25 protein-coding genes, 1 other RNA gene and 1 pseudogene are annotated in these 17710 nt (G+C 64.8%); 3 read left to right on the top strand and 24 right to left on the bottom strand.

Features of this window, described 5'->3' with window-relative positions:
* Positions 1 to 56: 56 nt before the first annotated feature.
* The 13 genes and pseudogenes from ssrA to ASG71_RS07760 form a co-directional block, all read right to left on the bottom strand.
* Positions 57 to 425, bottom strand: a transfer-messenger RNA (tmRNA) gene (ssrA, locus tag ASG71_RS16360).
* Between the two features lie 139 nt (positions 426 to 564).
* Positions 565 to 1035 (bottom strand): SsrA-binding protein SmpB, encoded by a 471-nt coding sequence (gene smpB / locus ASG71_RS07815; protein WP_056738075.1) that lies wholly within the window; start codon positions 1033 to 1035, stop codon positions 565 to 567.
* Between the two features lie 39 nt (positions 1036 to 1074).
* Positions 1075 to 2448 (bottom strand): M23 family metallopeptidase, encoded by a 1374-nt coding sequence (locus ASG71_RS07810; protein WP_056738074.1) that lies wholly within the window; start codon positions 2446 to 2448, stop codon positions 1075 to 1077.
* A 25-nt stretch (positions 2449 to 2473) separates the two neighbouring features.
* The gene (gene ftsX, locus ASG71_RS07805; RefSeq protein WP_056738073.1) at positions 2474 to 3388 is read right to left on the bottom strand and encodes a permease-like cell division protein FtsX; all 915 of its coding nucleotides are present in this window, start codon (positions 3386 to 3388) and stop codon (positions 2474 to 2476) included.
* Entirely contained in the window at positions 3385 to 4203 is an 819-nt protein-coding gene (gene ftsE, locus ASG71_RS07800) for a cell division ATP-binding protein FtsE (RefSeq protein WP_235563952.1), read from the bottom strand. The genes ftsX and ftsE overlap by 4 nt, the downstream gene beginning before the upstream one ends.
* A gap of 179 nt (positions 4204 to 4382) precedes the next feature.
* The gene (gene prfB, locus ASG71_RS07795; protein ID WP_056738072.1) at positions 4383 to 5498 is read right to left on the bottom strand and encodes a peptide chain release factor 2; all 1116 of its coding nucleotides are present in this window, start codon (positions 5496 to 5498) and stop codon (positions 4383 to 4385) included.
* A gap of 64 nt (positions 5499 to 5562) precedes the next feature.
* Positions 5563 to 5973 carry a pilus assembly protein TadG-related protein gene (locus ASG71_RS07790; RefSeq protein WP_056738634.1) on the bottom strand — a complete coding sequence of 137 codons (411 nt, stop codon included), beginning with the start codon at positions 5971 to 5973 and terminating at the stop codon, positions 5563 to 5565.
* A gap of 65 nt (positions 5974 to 6038) precedes the next feature.
* The gene (locus ASG71_RS07785; protein WP_056738071.1) at positions 6039 to 6506 is read right to left on the bottom strand and encodes a hypothetical protein; all 468 of its coding nucleotides are present in this window, start codon (positions 6504 to 6506) and stop codon (positions 6039 to 6041) included.
* Complete coding sequence (locus ASG71_RS07780) at positions 6487 to 6891, bottom strand: TadE family protein (RefSeq protein ID WP_056738070.1); 405 nt, start codon at positions 6889 to 6891, stop codon at positions 6487 to 6489. Before ASG71_RS07780 ends, ASG71_RS07785 begins: the two co-directional genes overlap by 20 nt.
* A gap of 3 nt (positions 6892 to 6894) precedes the next feature.
* The gene (locus tag ASG71_RS07775; RefSeq protein WP_056738632.1) at positions 6895 to 7086 is read right to left on the bottom strand and encodes a hypothetical protein; all 192 of its coding nucleotides are present in this window, start codon (positions 7084 to 7086) and stop codon (positions 6895 to 6897) included.
* Positions 7087 to 7232: 146 nt separating this feature from the next.
* The gene (locus ASG71_RS07770) at positions 7233 to 8174 is read right to left on the bottom strand and encodes a type II secretion system F family protein (RefSeq protein ID WP_056738069.1); all 942 of its coding nucleotides are present in this window, start codon (positions 8172 to 8174) and stop codon (positions 7233 to 7235) included.
* Positions 8171 to 9025 carry a type II secretion system F family protein gene (locus ASG71_RS07765; RefSeq protein ID WP_056738068.1) on the bottom strand — a complete coding sequence of 285 codons (855 nt, stop codon included), beginning with the start codon at positions 9023 to 9025 and terminating at the stop codon, positions 8171 to 8173. The genes ASG71_RS07770 and ASG71_RS07765 overlap by 4 nt, the downstream gene beginning before the upstream one ends.
* A pseudogene (locus ASG71_RS07760) lies at positions 9025 to 9279 on the bottom strand (CpaF family protein); the annotation flags it as partial. The gene ASG71_RS07765 and the pseudogene ASG71_RS07760, both read right to left, overlap by 1 nt.
* Positions 9280 to 9393: 114 nt before the next feature.
* Between ASG71_RS07760 and ASG71_RS16620 the strand changes: the two are divergent.
* The 3 genes from ASG71_RS16620 (at position 9394) to ASG71_RS07750 (ending at position 10876) form a co-directional block, all read left to right on the top strand.
* Complete coding sequence (locus ASG71_RS16620; RefSeq protein ID WP_157366278.1) at positions 9394 to 9540, top strand: hypothetical protein; 147 nt, start codon at positions 9394 to 9396, stop codon at positions 9538 to 9540.
* Positions 9541 to 9645: 105 nt separating this feature from the next.
* Positions 9646 to 10038, top strand: coding sequence for a hypothetical protein (locus ASG71_RS07755; protein ID WP_162254047.1), 393 nt, complete (start codon positions 9646 to 9648; stop codon positions 10036 to 10038).
* A 496-nt stretch (positions 10039 to 10534) separates the two neighbouring features.
* Positions 10535 to 10876, top strand: coding sequence for a hypothetical protein (locus ASG71_RS07750; RefSeq protein ID WP_056738065.1), 342 nt, complete (start codon positions 10535 to 10537; stop codon positions 10874 to 10876).
* Between the two features lie 74 nt (positions 10877 to 10950).
* Here the strand turns inward: ASG71_RS07750 and ASG71_RS16615 are convergent, their stop codons facing one another.
* The 11 genes from ASG71_RS16615 to ASG71_RS17195 form a co-directional block, all read right to left on the bottom strand.
* Complete coding sequence (locus tag ASG71_RS16615; protein ID WP_157366274.1) at positions 10951 to 11136, bottom strand: hypothetical protein; 186 nt, start codon at positions 11134 to 11136, stop codon at positions 10951 to 10953.
* Positions 11137 to 11482: 346 nt separating this feature from the next.
* A complete protein-coding gene (locus ASG71_RS07740; RefSeq protein WP_056738063.1) occupies positions 11483 to 12376 on the bottom strand; it encodes a hypothetical protein in 894 nt (297 codons plus the stop codon).
* 2 nt (positions 12377 to 12378) lie between these two features.
* Positions 12379 to 12561, bottom strand: coding sequence for a hypothetical protein (locus ASG71_RS07735; protein WP_056738062.1), 183 nt, complete (start codon positions 12559 to 12561; stop codon positions 12379 to 12381).
* On the bottom strand, positions 12558 to 12782 hold the full coding sequence (locus ASG71_RS07730) for a hypothetical protein (RefSeq protein WP_056738061.1): 225 nt from the start codon (positions 12780 to 12782) through the stop codon (positions 12558 to 12560). Before ASG71_RS07730 ends, ASG71_RS07735 begins: the two co-directional genes overlap by 4 nt.
* 14 nt (positions 12783 to 12796) lie before the next feature.
* Positions 12797 to 12922, bottom strand: coding sequence for a hypothetical protein (locus tag ASG71_RS17085; RefSeq protein ID WP_268760367.1), 126 nt, complete (start codon positions 12920 to 12922; stop codon positions 12797 to 12799).
* Entirely contained in the window at positions 12919 to 13827 is a 909-nt protein-coding gene (locus tag ASG71_RS07725; RefSeq protein ID WP_082574943.1) for a tail fiber domain-containing protein, read from the bottom strand. The genes ASG71_RS17085 and ASG71_RS07725 overlap by 4 nt, the downstream gene beginning before the upstream one ends.
* 4 nt (positions 13828 to 13831) lie before the next feature.
* Positions 13832 to 14104 (bottom strand): hypothetical protein, encoded by a 273-nt coding sequence (locus ASG71_RS07720; RefSeq protein WP_056738059.1) that lies wholly within the window; start codon positions 14102 to 14104, stop codon positions 13832 to 13834.
* Entirely contained in the window at positions 14101 to 14256 is a 156-nt protein-coding gene (locus ASG71_RS16610; RefSeq protein WP_157366272.1) for a hypothetical protein, read from the bottom strand. The genes ASG71_RS07720 and ASG71_RS16610 overlap by 4 nt, the downstream gene beginning before the upstream one ends.
* 41 nt (positions 14257 to 14297) lie before the next feature.
* Positions 14298 to 15695: a hypothetical protein gene (locus ASG71_RS16355; RefSeq protein ID WP_200947951.1), complete on the bottom strand. Its 1398-nt coding sequence runs from the start codon at positions 15693 to 15695 to the stop codon at positions 14298 to 14300.
* Between the two features lie 283 nt (positions 15696 to 15978).
* On the bottom strand, positions 15979 to 16170 hold the full coding sequence (locus ASG71_RS07715; protein ID WP_056738058.1) for a DNA-binding protein: 192 nt from the start codon (positions 16168 to 16170) through the stop codon (positions 15979 to 15981).
* A gap of 281 nt (positions 16171 to 16451) precedes the next feature.
* On the bottom strand, positions 16452 to 17690 hold the full coding sequence (locus ASG71_RS17195; protein ID WP_082574942.1) for a recombinase family protein: 1239 nt from the start codon (positions 17688 to 17690) through the stop codon (positions 16452 to 16454).
* Positions 17691 to 17710 lie beyond the last annotated feature (20 nt).

The following is a 17710-nucleotide window of genomic DNA, read 5'->3' as shown; positions in this document are numbered from 1 at the left end:
CTCACCGTACTTTGGTGCACAGACAATAAAAAAGCCCCGGAAAACCGGGGCTTTTTTGGTGGAGATGGGGGGAATTGAACCCCCGTCCGATGTCGTGTTGTCAGGGCTTCTCCGGGCGCAGTTTGCGTCGGATTTTCTCGGCCCCAGCCATCCTGCAAACAGGTGGCTGATCCGGGCCCAGTCATCAAAGAGTCCCATTCACCCCGATGACGGGGGTAAACAGCAGTGGCTATCTAAATGACGCCAGGATCCGGGGCGATAGCAACCCCGGGCTGACGGACTGTCTTACTGCTTAGGCAGCGAGAGCGAAGTCAGTGCGTTTTGATTCGGCACTTATTGGTTTGCAGACAGCGTTTACGAGATAATTCTGCATCCTCGGCCCGCTTCACCTGTCGCGACTAACATCGTCGAAACCGATCATCCCCGTATTTTGTTATCAAGGTTCAATAACTCCCGGTTGGAATCTTCACGATCCTTCCCGGACTACCCATCATAACGCACCCTGCGCCGGAATCATTCCCGGCCCCGTCGCTGGAGCCGGACGGCCGCGTCGGGCCCAGTGCGTCAGGCGCGGTTGCGTTCGCGCATGACGCGCAGAGCCTCGCGCTTGTCCTGCTGCTCGCGCAGCGTCTGGCGCTTGTCGTATTCCTTCTTGCCGCGGGCGACGCCGATTTCCACCTTCGCCCGGCCATCCACGAAGTACAGCTGCAGCGGCACGATCGTGAACCCCGACTCGCGGATCTTGTGCGAGATCTTGGTCAGTTCCTCGCGGTGCAGCAGCAGCTTGCGACGCCGGCGGGCGGCGTGGTTGGTCCAGCTGCCCTGGTGGTACTCGGGAATGTGGATTCCCTCCATCCACAACTCGTCGTTGTAGAAGGTGCAGAAGCCGTCGACCATGGACGCGTGGCCCTCGCGCAGGGACTTCACCTCGGTGCCCATCAGCGCGATGCCTGCCTCGTAGGTATCCAGGATGTGGTAGTCGTGCCGGGCCTTGCGGTTGGTGGCCACTACCTTCCGGCCACTTTCTTTGGGCACGGTAAAACTCCTCAGTCGTTGGATCCGGTCAGTTCCAGTTTAGAGCAGGCCCATCGGGTCCACCGCCTGGCCGTTGACCCAGGTCTCGAAGTGCGAGTGGCAGCCGGTGGAATTTCCGGTCGTGCCGGAGTAGGCGATCAGCTGCCCCTGGCTGACCTGCTGGCCGGGAGAGACCACCACGGAGGTGTTGTGGTAGAAGATCGTGGTCAGCGAGTTGCCCTGCACGACGCCGTGGGAAATCTTGACGTTGTTGCCGCCGCCGTCGTTCGCCCAGCCCGCCGAGAACACCGTGCCGGCCGCCGGTGCGTACACCGGCGTGCCGCAGGCGGCACCGAAGTCGATGCCGGTGTGCATGTAGCCGCCCTGGCCGTAGAAGTCGATGGTGCCCGGCGGCGTCGCACGCCAGCCGAACCCGGAGGTGATGGGCACGCCGTTGAACGGGCTGCGCAGGCCGAAGGCCGAGATCGGTCCCGGCGCAGGCGGAACGTAGGGTGCGGGCCGGGGCGGCGCCTGGCCCTGGGCGCGGGCCGCCGCGGCGGCGGCGGCTGCGGCGGCCGCGGCGATGCGCCGCTGCTCGGCCAGCCACGCCTCGCGCAGCTTGCGGTCGCGTTCGACGATCTCCGCGGCGACGGCGTCCTGCCGGGCCTTGACCTGAGCAAGCTGGTTCTGGATGCCTGGCTTGGCGGCCTTGAGCTGCTTGTTCAGGCGCGTGGTGTCCGCGATCAGCTTGTCGACCTTGGCCTTCTTGGACTCGGCCTCGTCGCGGGCCGCCTTTTCCCGGGCCAGAGCCGCGTCGGCCTTGGCCTTGAGGTCCTGGATTTCGGCTTCCACGGCCTGCAGCCGGGCCTGGGAGTTGACGTTGGTGGCGTTCTGCTGGTTCAGCTTGTCCATCGCGGAGTTCTGGCTGCGCAGGGCCTGGTCGGCTAGGTCGATGGTGTCGGTGAGGCTGCCGCCGTTGTTGGAGCCGAAGAACAGCGAAAGGTTCGAGGGCACGCCGCCGGATTTGTACGCCTGGGTGGCAATCTGGCCGATCAGCTTCTTGGTGTCCGCGATCTTCTTCTTGTCGGTGTCCAGCTGCTGGGTGATCTTGGCCTTGTTCTGCTGCGCCAGGTCCACGCGGGCCGCGAGGGACTCCACCTCCCGCACCGCGGTGGCCACCCGGCCCTGCGCGTCCAGGAGCGCCTGCTGGGCTCCCGGCAGCTGGCCCTGGTAGACCACCAGGTCGCCGGCGGCCTTGGCGATCTTGGCGTCGACGAACTCCAGTGACTGCTGGACCCGCGCTGCCTCGGCCCGGAGGTCCGCCTGCTGGTCCTCGAGGGTGTCGGCGAAGGCGACCGGCGTCGACGCGCCCAGGTTGGCGGCCAGCAGCAGAACCACTGCCGCGCTGACGGCGCGTGCACGGAACGGTTTCATGGGCAGTCCTCTTCGTTGCGCAAGATCAGACCCTCAGGTAGCGGCGGAGGGTCAGGAGGGACGATGTTCCGGCCAGCAGGACCCCGAGCCCCACGAGCGCCGGGGCCAGCAACAGCGTCTGGGCCGGGGAGATGAAGGCAGTGTCGGGGTACTGCTTGGCCAGGACCTCGCCCAGGAAGAAGTGCGCCACGGCCCAGAGCGTACCGGAGGCCAGGGCGGCGCCGATCACGGCTGCGATCACGCCTTCGAGGATGAACGGCAGCTGGATCACGGTCTTCGAGGCGCCCACCAGGCGCATGATGCCGGTTTCGCGGCGGCGGCTGAACGCGGAGAGGCGGATGGTCGTGGCGATCAGCAGGATGGCGCAGACGATCATGACGCCGGCGACGCTGACCGCCACCAGGGACGCGGCGTTCATCGCGGAGAACAGCCGTTCCAGCAGCTGGCGCTGGTCGATGACGGATTCCACCCCGGCCTGCGAGGAGAAGTTTTCGCTGATGACCTCGTACTTTTCCGGGTCCTTGAGGTTGATCCGGAAAGAGGCCGGCAGCTGGTCTGGCGTCACCGAGTCCACGATCGGCGCGTTGGAGAACTGGTCCTTGAAGTGCTTGTAGGCATCCTGCTTGGACTCGAACTGGAAGTCGTTGACGTACTGGGCCACGGCCGGGGACTGCAGCAGCTTGCGCAGGTTCTCCTGCTGCTCCGGCGTGGCCGGTCCGGCGGCGCAGCCCGGCGCCGTCGATCCGTCGCTGCAGAGGAAGACGGCGACCTGGACCTTGTCGTACCAGTAGCCCTTCATCTGGTTGATCTGCAGCTGCAGCATGCCGGCGGCGCCGACGAAGGTCAGGGACACGAAGGTGACCAGGATGACGGAGACGACCATGGACAGGTTGCGGCGCAGGCCGCTGCCTATCTCCCCGAGGATGAATGCGAGCCTCATCGCTGCCCCTCCCCTGCGTGCAGGGCCGAACCCGTGCCTTCGGGCTGGGCGGGGCGCGGGCTCTCGGGCTGGGCGGGGCGCGGGTTGTCGCCGGCGTCACGGGCGCGGCGGGCCTGGCCCACGGCGGGGATCATCGAGGTGTACAGGGCCTTGGCCTCGTCGCGGATCACGACGCCGTTGCGCAGTTCCACCACGCGCCGGCGCATCTCGTTGACGATGTCATCGTCGTGCGTGGCCATCACCACGGTGGTGCCGTTCTGGTTGATCTTGTCCAGCACGGCCATGATGCCCATGGAGGTGGTGGGGTCCAGGTTGCCGGTGGGTTCGTCCGCGAGCAGGATGCCGGGACGGTTGACGACGGCGCGGGCGATCGCCACACGCTGCTGCTCGCCGCCGGAGAGCTCGTGCGGCAGGCGGTTTTCCTTGCCCTCGAGCCCGACGGTCTTGAGCACCTCGGGGACGGTCTCGCGGATCACGCTGCGGCTGCGGCCGATGACCTGCATCGCGAAGGCGACGTTGGCGAAGACGGTTTTCTGCGGCAGCAGACGGAAGTCCTGGAAGACGACACCGATCCCCCGGCGCAGCCGCGGGACCCGCCAGCTGGAAATCTTGGCCACGTTCTGGCCGGCGACGTAGACAGCGCCGGAGGAGGCGCGGTCCTCTTTCAGGACCAGGCGCAGGAAGGTCGATTTGCCGGAGCCGGAGGCGCCGACGAGGAACGCGAACTCGCCGCGGTCGATCTCAAGGTTGACCGAGTCCAACGCCGGCCGCGCCTTCTGGTCGTAGACCTTGGTGACATTTTCGAAACGGATCATGACCCTATACACCCTGCAGGATCCGGGCATCTTTCAGACCAGTTCTGCTGCCGGGGCGCGGGCTTTCTTTTGGGGGAAGTTAGGGCACCGGCCCTCCGACTATACGCAGGGGTAACAGCCCCCGGGCCGGAGCCCGGGGGCGTGTCGCCAGATTCGGCCGGGCGCGGACCCCGGTCCGGCTACTTCTCTGCGTTGCGGTTGTCGGCCCGCCAGCGGATGCCGGCGTCGATGAAGTCGTCGATCTCGCCGTCGAGCACCGCGGAGGTGTTGCCCACCTCGTGTTCGGTGCGCAGGTCCTTGACCATTTGGTACGGGTTGAGCACGTAGGAACGCATCTGGTCGCCCCAGGAGGCCTTGACGTCACCGGCGAACGCCTTCTTCTCGGCGTCCTCCTGCTCCTTCTTCAGCAGCAGCAGGCGGGACTGGAGCACGCGCATGGCGGCGGCGCGGTTCTGCAGCTGGGACTTTTCGTTCTGCATGGACACCACGGTGCCGGTGGGCAGGTGGGTCAGCCGGACGGCGGAGTCCGTGGTGTTGACCGACTGGCCGCCCGGACCGGAGGACCGGAAGACGTCGACGCGGATCTCGTTGTCCGGGATGTCGATGGAGTCGGTCTGCTCGATCAGCGGGATGACCTCGACGGCGGCGAAGGAGGTCTGGCGGCGGCCCTGGTTGTCGAACGGGCTGATCCGCACCAGCCGGTGCGTGCCGGCCTCGACGCTGAGCGTGCCGAAGGCGTACGGCGCCTTGACTTCGAAGGTGGCGGATTTCAGCCCGGCCTCTTCGGCGTAGGAGGTGTCCATGACGGTGGTCGGGTAGCCGTGGCGTTCGGCCCAGCGCAGGTACATCCGCAGCAGCATCTCCGCGAAGTCCGCGGCGTCGACGCCGCCGGCTCCGGCGCGGATGGTGACCACGGCTTCGCGCTCGTCGTACTCGCCGGAGAGCAGGGTGACCACTTCGAGGTCCTTGAGCGACTTGCGGATCGATTCCAGCTCCGCCGCGGCCTCGCCCATCGAGTCGGCGTCGCCCTCGTCCTGGCCCAGCTCCACCAGGACCTCCAGGTCATCGATCCGGGCGGCGAGCTTGTTCAGCCGCTCCAGCTCGGACTGCTTGTGCGAGAGCTTGGAGGTGATGACCTGCGCCGCGGCGGGGTCGTCCCAGAGGTTGGGCTCGCCGGCACGCTCGCTGAGTTCGGCGATGTCTTCCTTCAGCGCCTCGACGTTCGAAACGTTCTCGATCGAGTCGTAGGTGGCGCGCAGCGCGCGGATTTCTGCGGGAAAATCAATGTTTGCCATGGTTTTTCAAGCCTACGCTATCCGCCGCGGCCGCCCCCGCCCGCGCCGGACCGGCGGCCGGGCATCAGCGGGTCAGGCGGGCCCGCGCCGTCGACTCCGCCTCGATCCGGATGCCGTCCGGGACCAGGAAGTTGACCACCGGCGGGTGCACGGCGGCGCTGAGCACGACAACGGCGGTGGTCCCGTCCGGGCTGCCGGTGGCCGGGCCGACGGCGAGTCCGCTGAACCGGGCGAATGCCCCGTTGCGGTTCAGGTAGTCGGCTGCGGTGCTGCGCACGCGGGCCGACCTCAGGACGGCGGCCGGACGGCCGGAGCTGGTGTCCAGTTGTCCCAGCGTGAAGCTGTCGGCGGCAGCTAGGGACGCTCCGTCGGCCAGGGACAGCAGCTTCTTGTGCTCGAGGTAGACGCTGGATGCCGCGGCGACGACGGTCGCCACCAGCAGCGCGAGCAGGACAAAGCCGATGATCAGGACCATCAGCTGGCCGCGTTCGCCGTCGCCGTGGTCGTTTGTCCGGGGGCCTGGGCCCGGCCACCGGACGGTCACCGGAACCTCCCGACCACCTGGGTGGCCGTGGCAGTGAGGTGGCCGGCGTCGAGCCGCAGCGTGTCATTGAACGGGATGAACGGCAGCGGCACCGTGAGGCGGACGGTGGCGGTGACGGCGGATCCGGGGGCGGTGCAGTCGGCGGGCACGCAACTGGTTTCGAGGCTGGCATTTTCCGCCGGCTGGCCGTAGTCGGCGAGCGCGAGCCGGACGGCCTGTTCGGCGGCGGCGCGGCCGGCAGCCGCGTCGGGCTGGGCGACATAGACCTTGGCGGCCTGGTCGGCGGCCCCGACCGCGGCGAAGGATCCGGCCTGGAGCTGGCCCACGGTAATGATGAAGTACACGACTGGGACCATCAGCAGCAGCGACAGGAAGGTGAATTCGACGACGGCGCTTCCCCGTTCGGCGTCGTCGGCGTCATCGACTACGCTGCCTGCGCCCGGGCTACGGCTGGATGACAGCATGGCCGCTGACCTCCAGCAGCTCACGAGGTCCGATCAGGCCGATCACCGGCAACGGCGCCCTCACCGTCACCTCCAGGGTGCGGATGCCGGCATAGCTGGTCTCCCTGGCGATGACGTCCTGGGCGAACTCGGGTGTGAGCGCCACCCCGATCAACTCGGTGGTGCGCTCCGTGGCGTCCGCGGCGCTTCGGTCGGCCAGCGTGCCGTACCGGGCCCCGGACGCCGCGGCGTCGATCAGGGTGTTCCGTACGTGCAGCACGAGCGCCAACTGCACGATTGCCAGAAAGAACAGCGTGAGCAGCCCGCCGACCAGGACAAAATCGACCACCGCGGATCCGCGCTCCCGGTCCGTCGCGCCGCGCTCCTTGCTGCCGGCCGCAGCCACCGCCTACTGCCCGACTTTTTGCATCGCCTGGTTGAAGAGCCCTTCCAGCGCCGGTCCCGCGAGCGCCAACAGGGCTGCGACCAGCACGGCGGACATCAAGGTGATCATCACCCAGCCGGGAACATCACCGCGCTCGCGGTTGTCCGGGCCCTGTGGCGGCCGCAGCCGTGGCGGGCCCTCCTTGCGGACCAGCAGGCCTGTTGCCGGGATCAGCAGTGCCGCCCGGATGAGTAACCAGGCGGAGATGCTTAGACTCTTCACGATTTCCCCTTTGTCGTTGTGCGGTTTTACTCCTGTGTGGTGCCGGTTTTGCTGTTTGCGCGCTGCGTCGGGACTGCGGGTCAGAGACCGAGGCTGATGGCCGCCAGCCCCGGGAAGACGGCGAACACCACTGTCAGAGGCAGCACACCGAACACGAGCGGCACCATCATCCCGATCTCCTTCCTGCCCGCCGACTCCATCAGGTCCCGTTTGGCGGTGTCCCGGACATCCTGGGCCTGCGCCCGCAGGACGTCGGCCAGCGGGGTCCCGCGCTCCACGGCCACCAGGATGCCGTCCACGAAGCGGACCAGCGGTCCCAGCTCGGTCCGCGCGGAGAAATCCTGCAGGGCCTCGGCCAACGGTTTGCCGGCCCGGGTGTCCGCCAGGACACGGGAGAACTCCTGTGCGAGTTCACCCTGCGCCCGACGGCCCACCCTGTCCAAAGCGCCGGCCGCGCTCTCCCCCGCGCTGACCGCCAGAGCCATCAGCTCGGCCACGCTGGGAAACTCAGCCATCATCCGGGCCTCGCGTTTTTTGACCTGCGCGCCCAGGGCGTAGTCCCGGAAAAGGAAGCCGGCCAGACCGGCACCCAGCACGATCAGAGCGGCGAAGAGCGGATTGACGCGGCCCGCCGCCCCGAACAACAGCACGACTCCGGTGGCCGCGGCGAAGCCGCCGGCGGCCCACAACACCTGCTCAGCGCGGAACTCGACCGGAGTCTTGCTGCTCCCGGCGCGCGCCAGCCTGCGGTTAAGCGCGGTCGACCCCGGGTTGAGCCTGCCGAGGGCGTGCACGCCGTCACGGATCACCGGGCGCAGAATCCGCCCCAGCGGGCCAAAGGGTGCGACGGTTCCTCGGACCGGCCGCAGGAGGCGGGATTCGACGCTGTGGGACCTTAGTTGCGGGCCGATGCGCTCGGTGAAGCTGATCGGCCGCAGAAACGGCAGCCTGGTGATGGCCAGCCAGAGTCCCCCGCCCAGGACGAGCCCGAGCACCACGGCGCCGGCCGTCAGCTGGTTCACCGGAGCACCCGCTGGTCCCGGGGCAGGGCACCGATGCGCAGCATGACGGCGTAGGAGAACAGCGAGACCAGCAGCCCGCCAACCAGCACGGCGGTCCCGACCGGGGAGTTGTAGGCCGCCACCGCCTCGGGCCGGCCCGCCATCAACACCAGCACGATCCACGGCGCGGCCACAGCGAGCCGGGCGGCGTTGACGGTCCACGACTGCCGCGCCTCCAGTTCGCTCCTGGTCCTGGCGTTGTCCCGGAGGAATTCGGCGAGGGTGCCCAGCAGCCTGCCCAGGTCCGAGCCGCCCACTTCGCGGGTCAGCCGGAGCGCCTCCACGATCCGGTCCGCCACAGGATCGGCCAGGCGGTCCTTGAGCCGGCCTAGGGCCGTGTCGAACTGGCCGCCGGACCTGTAATCCGCCCCGAAGTCGATAAACGCCGCACGGAGCTCGGCCGGCCCCTTCTCCCCCAGCTGGATCAGCGCCTCGGGCAGCGACAGCCCGGCGCGGATCGCCGAGCGCAGGTGGTCCACGACGTCGGGCCACAGCTCACGGAGCACGGCGGTCCGTTTCCTGGCCCGCCAGCTGACCAGTCCCAGAGGCAGCCAGCCGCCGAACAGTCCGAAGCAGCCGGAAATGGGCCAGGAGCGGGTGCCCGCGTAAAAGGCAAGTGTCACGAGGGCTCCGACGCCAAGGCACGTAGCCAGCAGCCCGAGGCGGCTGACCCTGTCAATGCCGGCAGTGCGCAACAGATCCTCGAGCCTGCTGGTCCGGCGCCGCGGTACGGCCGCCGGGGTTTGCTCCCACATCGACCACCAGACCAGCAACAGTCCGGTTCCGCCGAGAACCCCCAACAGCGGCGCCATCAGCGCGCCCCCAGCAGCGCCGCGACGTCGAACTCTGCCCGGGCGAATTTTTCTGCCGCCGGCATGGAGTTGGCCTGCGCTTCGAGAGTTCCGCCGCGGTGCTCGAAGACGGTGGACGACTCGATGATGCCGTTCTCCACCCTGCGGCCGAGGGAAAGGATCTCGGTAACCTGCCGGCGGCCGCCGGTCAGCCGGCTGCAGTGGACCACCAGATCGATGCAGGAGGCGACAGTGGGGACGACAAAGGCGCTAGCGCATAACTTCAAACCACTACCAATGACGGCCAAGACAGTTTTGTCCGGTCGTCAGGGTAGGATCGCTGCGTCCGCTGGGGATGCGGAATACATACACAGGGGGAAGGTCTCACCATGACTGCCACAATCGAAACACCTGCAACTGTCCGCGAACTCGGGGACATGGCGGAACGCCGGGGCATCCAAGCATCAGAGCTGCTACAGGAACTCATCGATGCCGGCGCGTTCGCAAGTCTCGGCGTGGCTCAGCAAAGCGCCTAGTTTGCTCTGACGACGCCTAGAAATTGCCCCGGCTCCGGTTATTGGTCCGGGGCTTTTCTGTGCCCTCTGAGGACGTAGCAACTCTGGGCGTGCCACTCTGCCCGAATGAGGCGCATGCTGATAGATTGCGCTCACACAAACTATCTGGGGGTAGCAATGTCCGAAAAGCCAATCCACTCATTCACGTCCCACATCGCTGGCAAGAACGCGAACGTCTCTATTTATCCGGATCGAGTTGAGTGGACCAGGGCTGGTATGTCTGGCGGCAAGCTCCTCGCTGGCGCTGCCACTCTGGGGCTGTCAGTTCTTGCCACAGGCGTCCGCAACAAGGACACCGAGATGATCCCCGTTCGTTCCATCACAAGCATCACCTCGAAGAAGGGCATGACCAACACGACTGTTAGCGTCATCGTTCCGGGAAACACCGTTGACTTTCGGGTGTCGCACGGCGAAGCGAAGACAATCAAGGAAACGCTTCAGCGGCTAATGCTGGCCTAGGCTGGCAGGAATCCTGGGAGCCGGTCACCCCACCTAATGCCGCGGAACTTCTCTGGGCAACGGCGGTATTCCTCGATGTCCCACTCTGAGTCTGTCACGCGCTCTACATTGGCTGCGGGTATCCAAGCCCAATGCGAATGCCGCCCGTCGTCTGCCCAACGAACAAGGACGTGGGAGGGGTTCCAGCGTTCCGCTGCCGCGTAGACAGTTACCGTCCCGCCGTCCGCGAGGGGCAAGGCTGCCCGGATTTTCGGATAGGCCCCGTAAGTCCATGAGTGGGCATCTTCCGGGGTGTGCCCAGGGTCCGGTTGCAGGTACTCGAATGTTTGCCCATCGAGCGTGAAGCTAGGCATACTGCCATCGTATCGGCGGCCCCGCCTGTTGCGCCCTCTTGCTAGCAGCCGCGCCACTGCGTCGACATTCAACTTCACCACGGCACGGAAGGTATCGTGCCGGTAGGACATTCTTCTTTGTCCCGAAAAATAGGGGGAGTAACTTGGCAAGAATCATTATTGGCGGCTACCGGCAGGACGTCGTCCTGAATCTGTTTGATAGCGTCGTACGCGCCATGCAGGACCCGATTCTCACCCACCTTGCGGGTGGAAAGGGACTCTTCCTTAGGTACGGGGGTCAGACTGAGGAAAAAGACGTCCAGCTTGCGTTCTGGATTGGGCCGTCGAGTGCTATTCGCTTTGAGTATGACGCGGAGATATTCCCCGAACTCGACGAGGAGCAAGCGGCGGTTTTCGCCGAGCATCTGAAGGTGTTCGGAGGCATCATCCTTGGAACGAAAGCAGAAGGTGATCGGATGGAAGCGGAAATGCAGGCGACGGAGTAACCGCTACTACGCTTCTAGTGTGTGGCACAACCTGCCCCGGACCTCGCGCTGAGGTCCGGGGCATCTGCCGGCGGTCACCAGAACTTGCTGGCGCTCAGATCCCTGGGGTCTACCGACCCGGACACGGCAGCGGGCGCCGCGCCCTGGGGCCGTTCGTACTCCCCATTACGGATGCAGTTGATGTCCTGCTGCATCACCTCGATAGTGGCGTGCATACGCTTCAACTCCAAGACAAGCTCCCGCAGCAACTTCTCTTCCATACTGTCCCCTTTTCTCGTAAGGCCACGGAACGGGCCGGTTCCGCTCAAGCTAACGGAGACCCCCGACAAAATAACCCAGCCGAGGATGTTCACCATCTGTGGAAAAACGGCCATGAGTGGAAATCGGACTAGGGCGGAGGGGAAGGCGGGGTGGGGGCCGGGGGTATGGGTACCCGGCCCCGGAGGCCCCCTGGTACCCCCGACGGTCGCACCTCCGCCAGAGCGAAAAATATCCCCCCGAGTCTTTGTCGTGCCAGATTTTGGGCTGTTGGGCCTGCTTTAGCGCGTGTTTCTGGGGTTGTGGTGCGCCCACTGGAGTCCTTGGTGGGCGCACCACGTTCCGCGGCTAGTGGGCGTGTACTGGACGGTTTGTGGCGTCCACGTAGTCGATCTGGGGGATGCCTGCCTCTACTGCTGTCTTCTGGAGCTGGTGTTTCTCTGCACGGTGTGCGTCGTCTTCGGGGTCGTACGGGAACTGCCGGACACCGAAGTTTGCGCGCTCTGCCCTGGTCTCCATCGGCTTCGGTTCCCTGTATGCCCTGCCCTGGCCGAGTTCCGGGGCTTCGATGGTGGCTCCGAGCTTCCAGAGTGCACGCCATTTCCCGCCGCGTCCCTCGGTGGTGTTCCAGGCTTCCCAGACGCGGCGGCGGTGGAGGCCGGTGGCGTCGATGCTGAGGCCGATGAGGCACTGGTCGTGCTTCCCGGTCGGTTCGGTTTTCCCGGCAAGGAGCGCGGCCGCGTGGAGGGTGTCGAGCAGGGCGCTCAGCTCGTGGGCGTAGGCGGGTCCGTCTGACCATGCCGACCTGACTTTGGCGGTCGCTTTCACCATGTCTTCCGCAGGCGCCTCGGCGTCCGCGATGTTGAGCGCGGTGACCAGTTCCTTGGCTTTGGCGTTGAACTGGGCGCGGATCGTTTCGTAGTTCGCCGCCGCAACCGTGTTGTATTCGGTTCGCAGGGCGGCGAGTACGTGGGCTGCGGCTTCGTTGCGGACGCTGGCCTGTTCCATGACCCCGATTCCTGCTTCTGCTGCTGCGATGGTTCGGAGCCTGGCGAGTTCTTCGGCGCTCACGGAGGGGTCAAGGATCGCGGCGTTGAGGTCGGCTTGTGCTGCCGATTCTGCTGCGGCGAACGTTTCCCACCGGGTGGCGATGGTCTGGAACCTCTGGGTGATGGTTCCGCCGGCTGCGGTGATGCCCTGAACCTGGGCGATGTAGGTGCTGGGGAGGGTGATGGTCTGCATGTTTAGTTTCCGTCCTGTCCTGCGGCGATTGCTTGCGCGATGATTTGTTTCAGTTCCGGGCCGTTGAGCGCGGGCACTGGCGGGGCGTCGTCTACCTGTGCGTTGAGGTCGAACGTGGTGGGGCTTTTGATCGAGTCGCCCCAGTGGTCGGCGAGGATTTCCCTGATTGGCCGGTGGTCGGTCATGCGCTTACTTTCTGCTGGTGCGTGGCGAGTGCGTCTGCAATTTCGTGGGCCAGGCGCAGCGCTTCGCTGACGGGGAGCACCACTTTGATGTAGTTGGAGCTGCGGATCATGACGGCGGGCTCGTTCTGCCCGTGGTGGTTGGTGAGCCTGGCGGGTTTGGCGTTGTAGTGCGCCGCCTCTTCGGTGTTCCGCTGGTAGTGCTCTGCGTGGCTGGTGAACATTGCTGTTCCTTTCGTTAGATGCTGCCGCGGCGCATGGTGAGGGTTTGTTTGATGGCGGTGATATCGCGTTGCATTTGTTCGATGGTTGCCCTGAGTGCGGCGAGTTCTTCGGCCGGGTCGGGGGTCTTGGGCTGGGTCATTCGTGGTTCTCCTGGATGGTGTAGGGCAGCGGTTCGGGCTCGACGTCAGGGGCGCCCGCTGCCTGGATGTTGGGCGTGGTCTGCCGGGGCGGGAGTGGTTCGCGGCCTTCGAGTGCCCTGATGCGGTCTTCCTGGTCCTTGACGACGTCGAGGAGGGCGACTGCGAGGAGGTCGTAGCGGAGTCCGTCGATTTTGCCGTCGAACCAGATCACGAGTTCGGGGAAGTGCTCGGCTACCTGTTCGGCGATGAGCCCGTATTCGTTGGTTCCGCCCTCTTTGCGGTCGTATATGACCGGCTGGAGTGCGAGGACGTTTGCGGGGTTGGTGTTGTGTGCGCGGACGTTTTCCTTGTACTGGATTGAGCTGGTGTTGCGGCCGAAGTGGTAGCCGCCGTCGTTGCCTACCCAGACTTGGTAGAACGATGTGCCGGCTACGTTGTTGGTCCAGCCGTATTGTGAGCCGTCTGCCTGCGGGACGGTCCCTGAGGTGATGTCTGAGCCGACGTGGGTGTGGGCGCTGGGCGGGTATGTGGCGGGCTTCCCTGCGATGCCGGCCCATGTGCTGGCCTGGTTGCCGAGCTGCACCCATGTGGTCCCGACTTTCACTTCTACGCCGTATTCGCCTGGGGCGCTGTTGTCGAGAGGGCCGAACCGGGCCACTGGGGTTGTGCCGGCTGCGTCGTAAACAACGAAGACTCCATCGTCGTCCATACTGACGCCGACGGTTCCGTCTTCGCGGAGTGAGTTCACGAATCCTTGTACGTCGATGCCGCCCTTGCGGGGTGTGATGCCCATCGGGGCGAACGGGTTGGCGGCTTTCCATTCCCTGACTTCGCGTTCTAGGTCCTGGAGGCGGCGGACGAGCCAGTCTTCGCCGGGAGGGTTGAATCTTCCTGGTTGGGGCATGGTGTTACTCCATTTCGGGGGTGGTTGTGGGCAGCGGGTCTTCTGTATTGCCGGCTGCGTCGGTGAGTGGCGGGGTCGTGCGGCGGGTAGGTAGGTCGGCCGGCTCGTAAATCGCGAGGCGGGCCTCAGCTTCCAGAGCTCTGTTCATCCAGCGGCGGGCTCCCTGGTGCGCCTGCTGGGCTTTGCTCATGTACTGCTCTACAAGCCACTGCAGTTCGTGTTTGGCGAACTGTTTGGTAAAGACGGTGGGCTGGTAGTCCTCGGGCGGTGTGGTCATTTCCTCGCCCCCCGCTCGGCTTCGAGGCGCAAGTAGAACTTGCAGTCGTCGTCGTGGGCCACGTCTACGTGCATGATGAGGTGGTGGTCCGGGTCCGGGCGGAATGTCACGTCTGCGTTGCAGTGATCGCAACCGACAAGTGCTGTTGTCATCGGGGTCACTCCTGAGTCAGTGTTTAAGTGCTGGGCAGTCGTCATGCTGCGCATTCCTGGTGCGAGTTGTGCTCTCCGGTGTGCAGCGGATCGCCGCACACGAGGCACAGAGCCGGGGCCGCTGCGGTGCCAGATTCTGCAGTAGGTGCCCCCAGCGATTTCCTGCTCTTTAGTAGGGGTTGGGTGGGTACTGCAATTTCTGGCACCGTGTTTTCGTACTTGAGCGCGTCCGGGTCTATGTGATCGGCAAGCGTGTAGTGCCATACCGTCGTTTCTCTGAGGTTCACCGGGTTTATGCTGTCGCGCTCGTCCACTGTGAGGACGCCGAGCATGTTGAGTGCCTGCAGTTCACGGTCAACAGTTGCCCTTGGAAGGCCGAGACGCTTTCGCACGTCCTTGGTAGGCGAGTCAGGGTTAGCGGCTACGTCATCGATGATCTGGAGACGGATCGGCGGCATTGAGTCGCGGGCGCATCGGATAGCAAGCCGTAGAGCGTGCTCCCGGGTGATGCCGAGTGCCATTGAGCCGCGTACGATCTGCGTGAGCTGCTTGGCGAATCGGGTTGGCATTTCCGGCGCGTGGGCGTCTACTACGTCCCCGCGGTAGTCGCGTTCCACCGCGGTGCGGGCAAGTGTCACCACGTCGGCCGCTGCAAGTAGCGAGTCCGTTTCGGCATCGGTTACCTGTACCCTGTCGAGGTTGAGATCTGCGAGGATGCGGCTTGCGGCGCCGGCGAGCTGTGATCGCATTAGAACTTCGTTCCCCGTGTTGCCGATTGCTTGGCGTCCTGCTGCTTGCCTGCCCTTGGTTGAGTCCATGCGAACGAGGACAAACCTGTCCCCCATGGCCGAGATGACGGAGTGGGCTTTGTCCCACGCGGTCGTTACTGCCCCTACGACGACTAGGCGCCCGTCCCATTCGAGGGTCTGGCCGCCGTCTGTTCCGACGTTTCGGGCCCATGATCCGTCGTAGACTTCGCGGAGTGCTCCGAGTACGCTGGCGCGCTGGTCCCCGGACATTGAGAGGATGGAGGTTACGTCCTTGATTACCAATATCCCGCGGTTCCCGATTTTTCTTAGGAGTCCCCCGGTAGCGTCTTCTGCCTGCTCCCGTTTGGAGGTTGCAGAGAGTAGGGCGCCTTCGGATGCGATGGTGGAGACCATGTGTGCGCCGATGCCGGCAAGGGGGACTACGGTTTCGGTTTTCGCGTTGCCTGATCCTGAGATGACCAGGAGCCATACCGGGTCGCCGTCTAGTCGTTCGACTGCTGCGGCGGCTAGTACGGCGTCGAGGGCGTCTGTGTCGTAGTCCGCGCCGAGCCATTTGCGAAAGACTGCGTGGCAGTCCGTGAGGGTGAATGGTCCCGGCGGGATTCCGGCTTGTTCCGCTTCGTGCTTGGCGATTTCGAGTCGCTCCCATTCTTCGGCTGTTGGGGTCATTCGGCAGCCTCCAGTTCCCGGAGGTAGGCGGGGTCGTGAGCAGCCAGGAATGCGCGGATCTCGCACCGCTGGTATGCCGTCACGGTGATCGCTGGCAGCGCCGGGCCGGTATAGTGGTTGCTATCTCCCCAAGAGATTTGAGCCGCCCGGTTACGCGCCGGGCGGTTTTTCTTTTCGTGCATGGTTCTAGTCCCGTCCGTGCATGAGGGTCGTTACTCGGTCGATTTGTTCGCGGGACAGCTGCGGCCACGAGTTCGCGACTTGCTGAATGTGGGCCTTCATTTCAGAGTTCATCGCCGGCCGATGCGGTGAACACGCGGTCAGCTTCCCGGAGGTCGATGCGCAGGAGCTTCGGGCCGACGCGGTAGGCAGTCAGTTCGCCCCGTTCGATCATTCGCCTGATGGTGCGCGGGCTGCATTTGTAGCGGACGCCTGCGGCGTTCATTGATGCGAGGTCGGGGGTTTCTGCAGTCATGGCTTTCTCCTTAAATGCGAAAGGCCCCGGAGTGATCCAGGGCCTGATGGGGTTACGGCGGTTAAACAGAAAAACCGACCACGGGTGTGATCGGTTTCGGGTACTTCAAGAGGTCAAGACACGGGCGCAACAACTCGCCCTGTCTCTTCGTCCGAGGCGAACCTTGGAGCGGGGTGGTGCAACTGCGCTACGGCCGTTTCGGGCCTGCCGTCAGACAACGGACTTTGCAAACACTTGTCCCCCGGGTCTCCACGCCTGTGAGCGGATCTCAGGTCGGGCCGCTAGTGGCGAACCTCTAGTCGGGGGCCGGCTGATCGTAGACCAGTCCGGTTACTTCTTCTCCGAGGGACGGACCCAAGGGTGGTACTGCTTCTCCCGAAAGACTGCGACGGGGTATCTCCCGGCGAACTACACCGGGGTGCGTCCCGGAACTCTTCTGCGGCCCTTGGGCCTGCGGCGTCATTTGCTTCATGGCGTGCTGTGAGGCCTTCCGCGCTCCCTGGGCGGCTCAGGATGCTTATAACAAGCCCTGCAATGTATTCCTCCACGGGCGCAGCGGTTTGGAAGGCGTGGCCCCCTCCCTGGGTTTTGCACTTGTAGTAGTGAACGCTCCCCTGGTTGCTGCTCCGGCTTGAAGTCTGCATCGCGCTCCCGCACTTGCCGCAGAGCATGAGCCCTGCCAGTAGGTGTCGCACCTTGTTACCGTTCTGTGTTAGACGAGATGGGTTTCTCAGGGTACTGGACACTGCCCGCCATTCGTCTTCGGAGATTATGGCGGGAAATACAGACGGGCCAACTATGTCACCGCGATAGGCAGAGAGCCCTGCATTTGTCGGTCGCTTAAGCATGTTTCTAACGGCAGTGCCGGTCCACTTCTGCCCTCGACTGGTTGAGATTCCCCGACTGTTAAGTTCCCTCACGATGAAGCCGATGCTTCGACCGGCCAGGAAGCCGCTAACGGCTTTTTGGATTTCCGCGGCCTCAGGCTCTTGGATCACGGGCTCACCGGCAATCATTCGCCAGCCGAATGGGACCGGGCCTCCACTGAATGCGCCGTCCTGCGCAAGCTGCAGTTTCTTGCGGGTGATGCGGTCGCTCTTGTGTTCGGATTCGTACCGGGCCCAAGCTCCAAGGGTGCGGGCTACGGCGCGGCCGGAGGGTGTGGACAGGTCTATCTCCCCGGCTTTAACCGTTTGCGTAACGATGCCGTGTTTCTCGGATGCATCGATGTAGCTTTCCAGTTCTCGCGGGGACCTGTGCAGCCTGTCAGTGTGCCAGGTAAGTACACCGCGGATTCGCCCGGTTCGCATTTGCTCCAAGAGGCTTTCGTACTGGGGCCGCCGCTTGCCGGAATACGCTGAGATGTCGTTATCCGTAAAGACCTGTGTAACCGTCCAACCGAGAGACGCGGCCAGTTCCCGGCAGTCCTGTTCTTGGCGCTGCACGCCGAGGCCGGCGCCTTCTCGGTCCTTTGAGATGCGGCAGTAGATCGCCGCAGATGCGTTACTTGTGGTCCCCATGCTCTGAGTCTACTTTCTCG

The organism is Arthrobacter sp. Soil763 (genome assembly GCF_001428365.1).
Classification (GTDB): Bacteria; Actinomycetota; Actinomycetes; order Actinomycetales; family Micrococcaceae; genus Arthrobacter.
Note: the sequence above shows the minus strand (reverse complement) of the source record. Positions and strands in the feature narration are given on the sequence as shown.

What these genes read in the sequence shown, in the direction of transcription:
- ASG71_RS16610 (WP_157366272.1), bottom strand. Translation starts at nt 14,256, where the DNA reads ATGACAACAGCACTTGTCGGTTGCGATCACTGCAACGCAGACGTGACA.
- ASG71_RS17085 (WP_268760367.1), bottom strand. Translation starts at nt 12,922, where the DNA reads ATGACCCAGCCCAAGACCCCCGACCCGGCCGAAGAACTCGCCGCACTC.
- ftsE (WP_235563952.1), bottom strand. Translation starts at nt 4,203, where the DNA reads ATGATCCGTTTCGAAAATGTCACCAAGGTCTACGACCAGAAGGCGCGG.
- ftsX (WP_056738073.1), bottom strand. Translation starts at nt 3,388, where the DNA reads ATGAGGCTCGCATTCATCCTCGGGGAGATAGGCAGCGGCCTGCGCCGC.
- ASG71_RS07790 (WP_056738634.1), bottom strand. Translation starts at nt 5,973, where the DNA reads ATGGTCCTGATCATCGGCTTTGTCCTGCTCGCGCTGCTGGTGGCGACC.
- ASG71_RS07755 (WP_162254047.1), top strand. Translation starts at nt 9,646, where the DNA reads ATGAGGCGCATGCTGATAGATTGCGCTCACACAAACTATCTGGGGGTA.
- ASG71_RS07785 (WP_056738071.1), bottom strand. Translation starts at nt 6,506, where the DNA reads ATGCTGTCATCCAGCCGTAGCCCGGGCGCAGGCAGCGTAGTCGATGAC.
- ASG71_RS07765 (WP_056738068.1), bottom strand. Translation starts at nt 9,025, where the DNA reads ATGGCGCCGCTGTTGGGGGTTCTCGGCGGAACCGGACTGTTGCTGGTC.
- ASG71_RS07725 (WP_082574943.1), bottom strand. Translation starts at nt 13,827, where the DNA reads ATGCCCCAACCAGGAAGATTCAACCCTCCCGGCGAAGACTGGCTCGTC.
- ASG71_RS07715 (WP_056738058.1), bottom strand. Translation starts at nt 16,170, where the DNA reads ATGACTGCAGAAACCCCCGACCTCGCATCAATGAACGCCGCAGGCGTC.
- ASG71_RS07730 (WP_056738061.1), bottom strand. Translation starts at nt 12,782, where the DNA reads ATGTTCACCAGCCACGCAGAGCACTACCAGCGGAACACCGAAGAGGCG.
- ASG71_RS07735 (WP_056738062.1), bottom strand. Translation starts at nt 12,561, where the DNA reads ATGACCGACCACCGGCCAATCAGGGAAATCCTCGCCGACCACTGGGGC.
- ASG71_RS16355 (WP_200947951.1), bottom strand. Translation starts at nt 15,695, where the DNA reads ATGACCCCAACAGCCGAAGAATGGGAGCGACTCGAAATCGCCAAGCAC.
- prfB (WP_056738072.1), bottom strand. Translation starts at nt 5,498, where the DNA reads ATGGCAAACATTGATTTTCCCGCAGAAATCCGCGCGCTGCGCGCCACC.
- ASG71_RS16615 (WP_157366274.1), bottom strand. Translation starts at nt 11,136, where the DNA reads ATGGAAGAGAAGTTGCTGCGGGAGCTTGTCTTGGAGTTGAAGCGTATG.
- ASG71_RS07720 (WP_056738059.1), bottom strand. Translation starts at nt 14,104, where the DNA reads ATGACCACACCGCCCGAGGACTACCAGCCCACCGTCTTTACCAAACAG.
- ASG71_RS07740 (WP_056738063.1), bottom strand. Translation starts at nt 12,376, where the DNA reads ATGCAGACCATCACCCTCCCCAGCACCTACATCGCCCAGGTTCAGGGC.
- ASG71_RS17195 (WP_082574942.1), bottom strand. Translation starts at nt 17,690, where the DNA reads ATGGGGACCACAAGTAACGCATCTGCGGCGATCTACTGCCGCATCTCA.
- ASG71_RS07810 (WP_056738074.1), bottom strand. Translation starts at nt 2,448, where the DNA reads ATGAAACCGTTCCGTGCACGCGCCGTCAGCGCGGCAGTGGTTCTGCTG.
- ASG71_RS16620 (WP_157366278.1), top strand. Translation starts at nt 9,394, where the DNA reads ATGACTGCCACAATCGAAACACCTGCAACTGTCCGCGAACTCGGGGAC.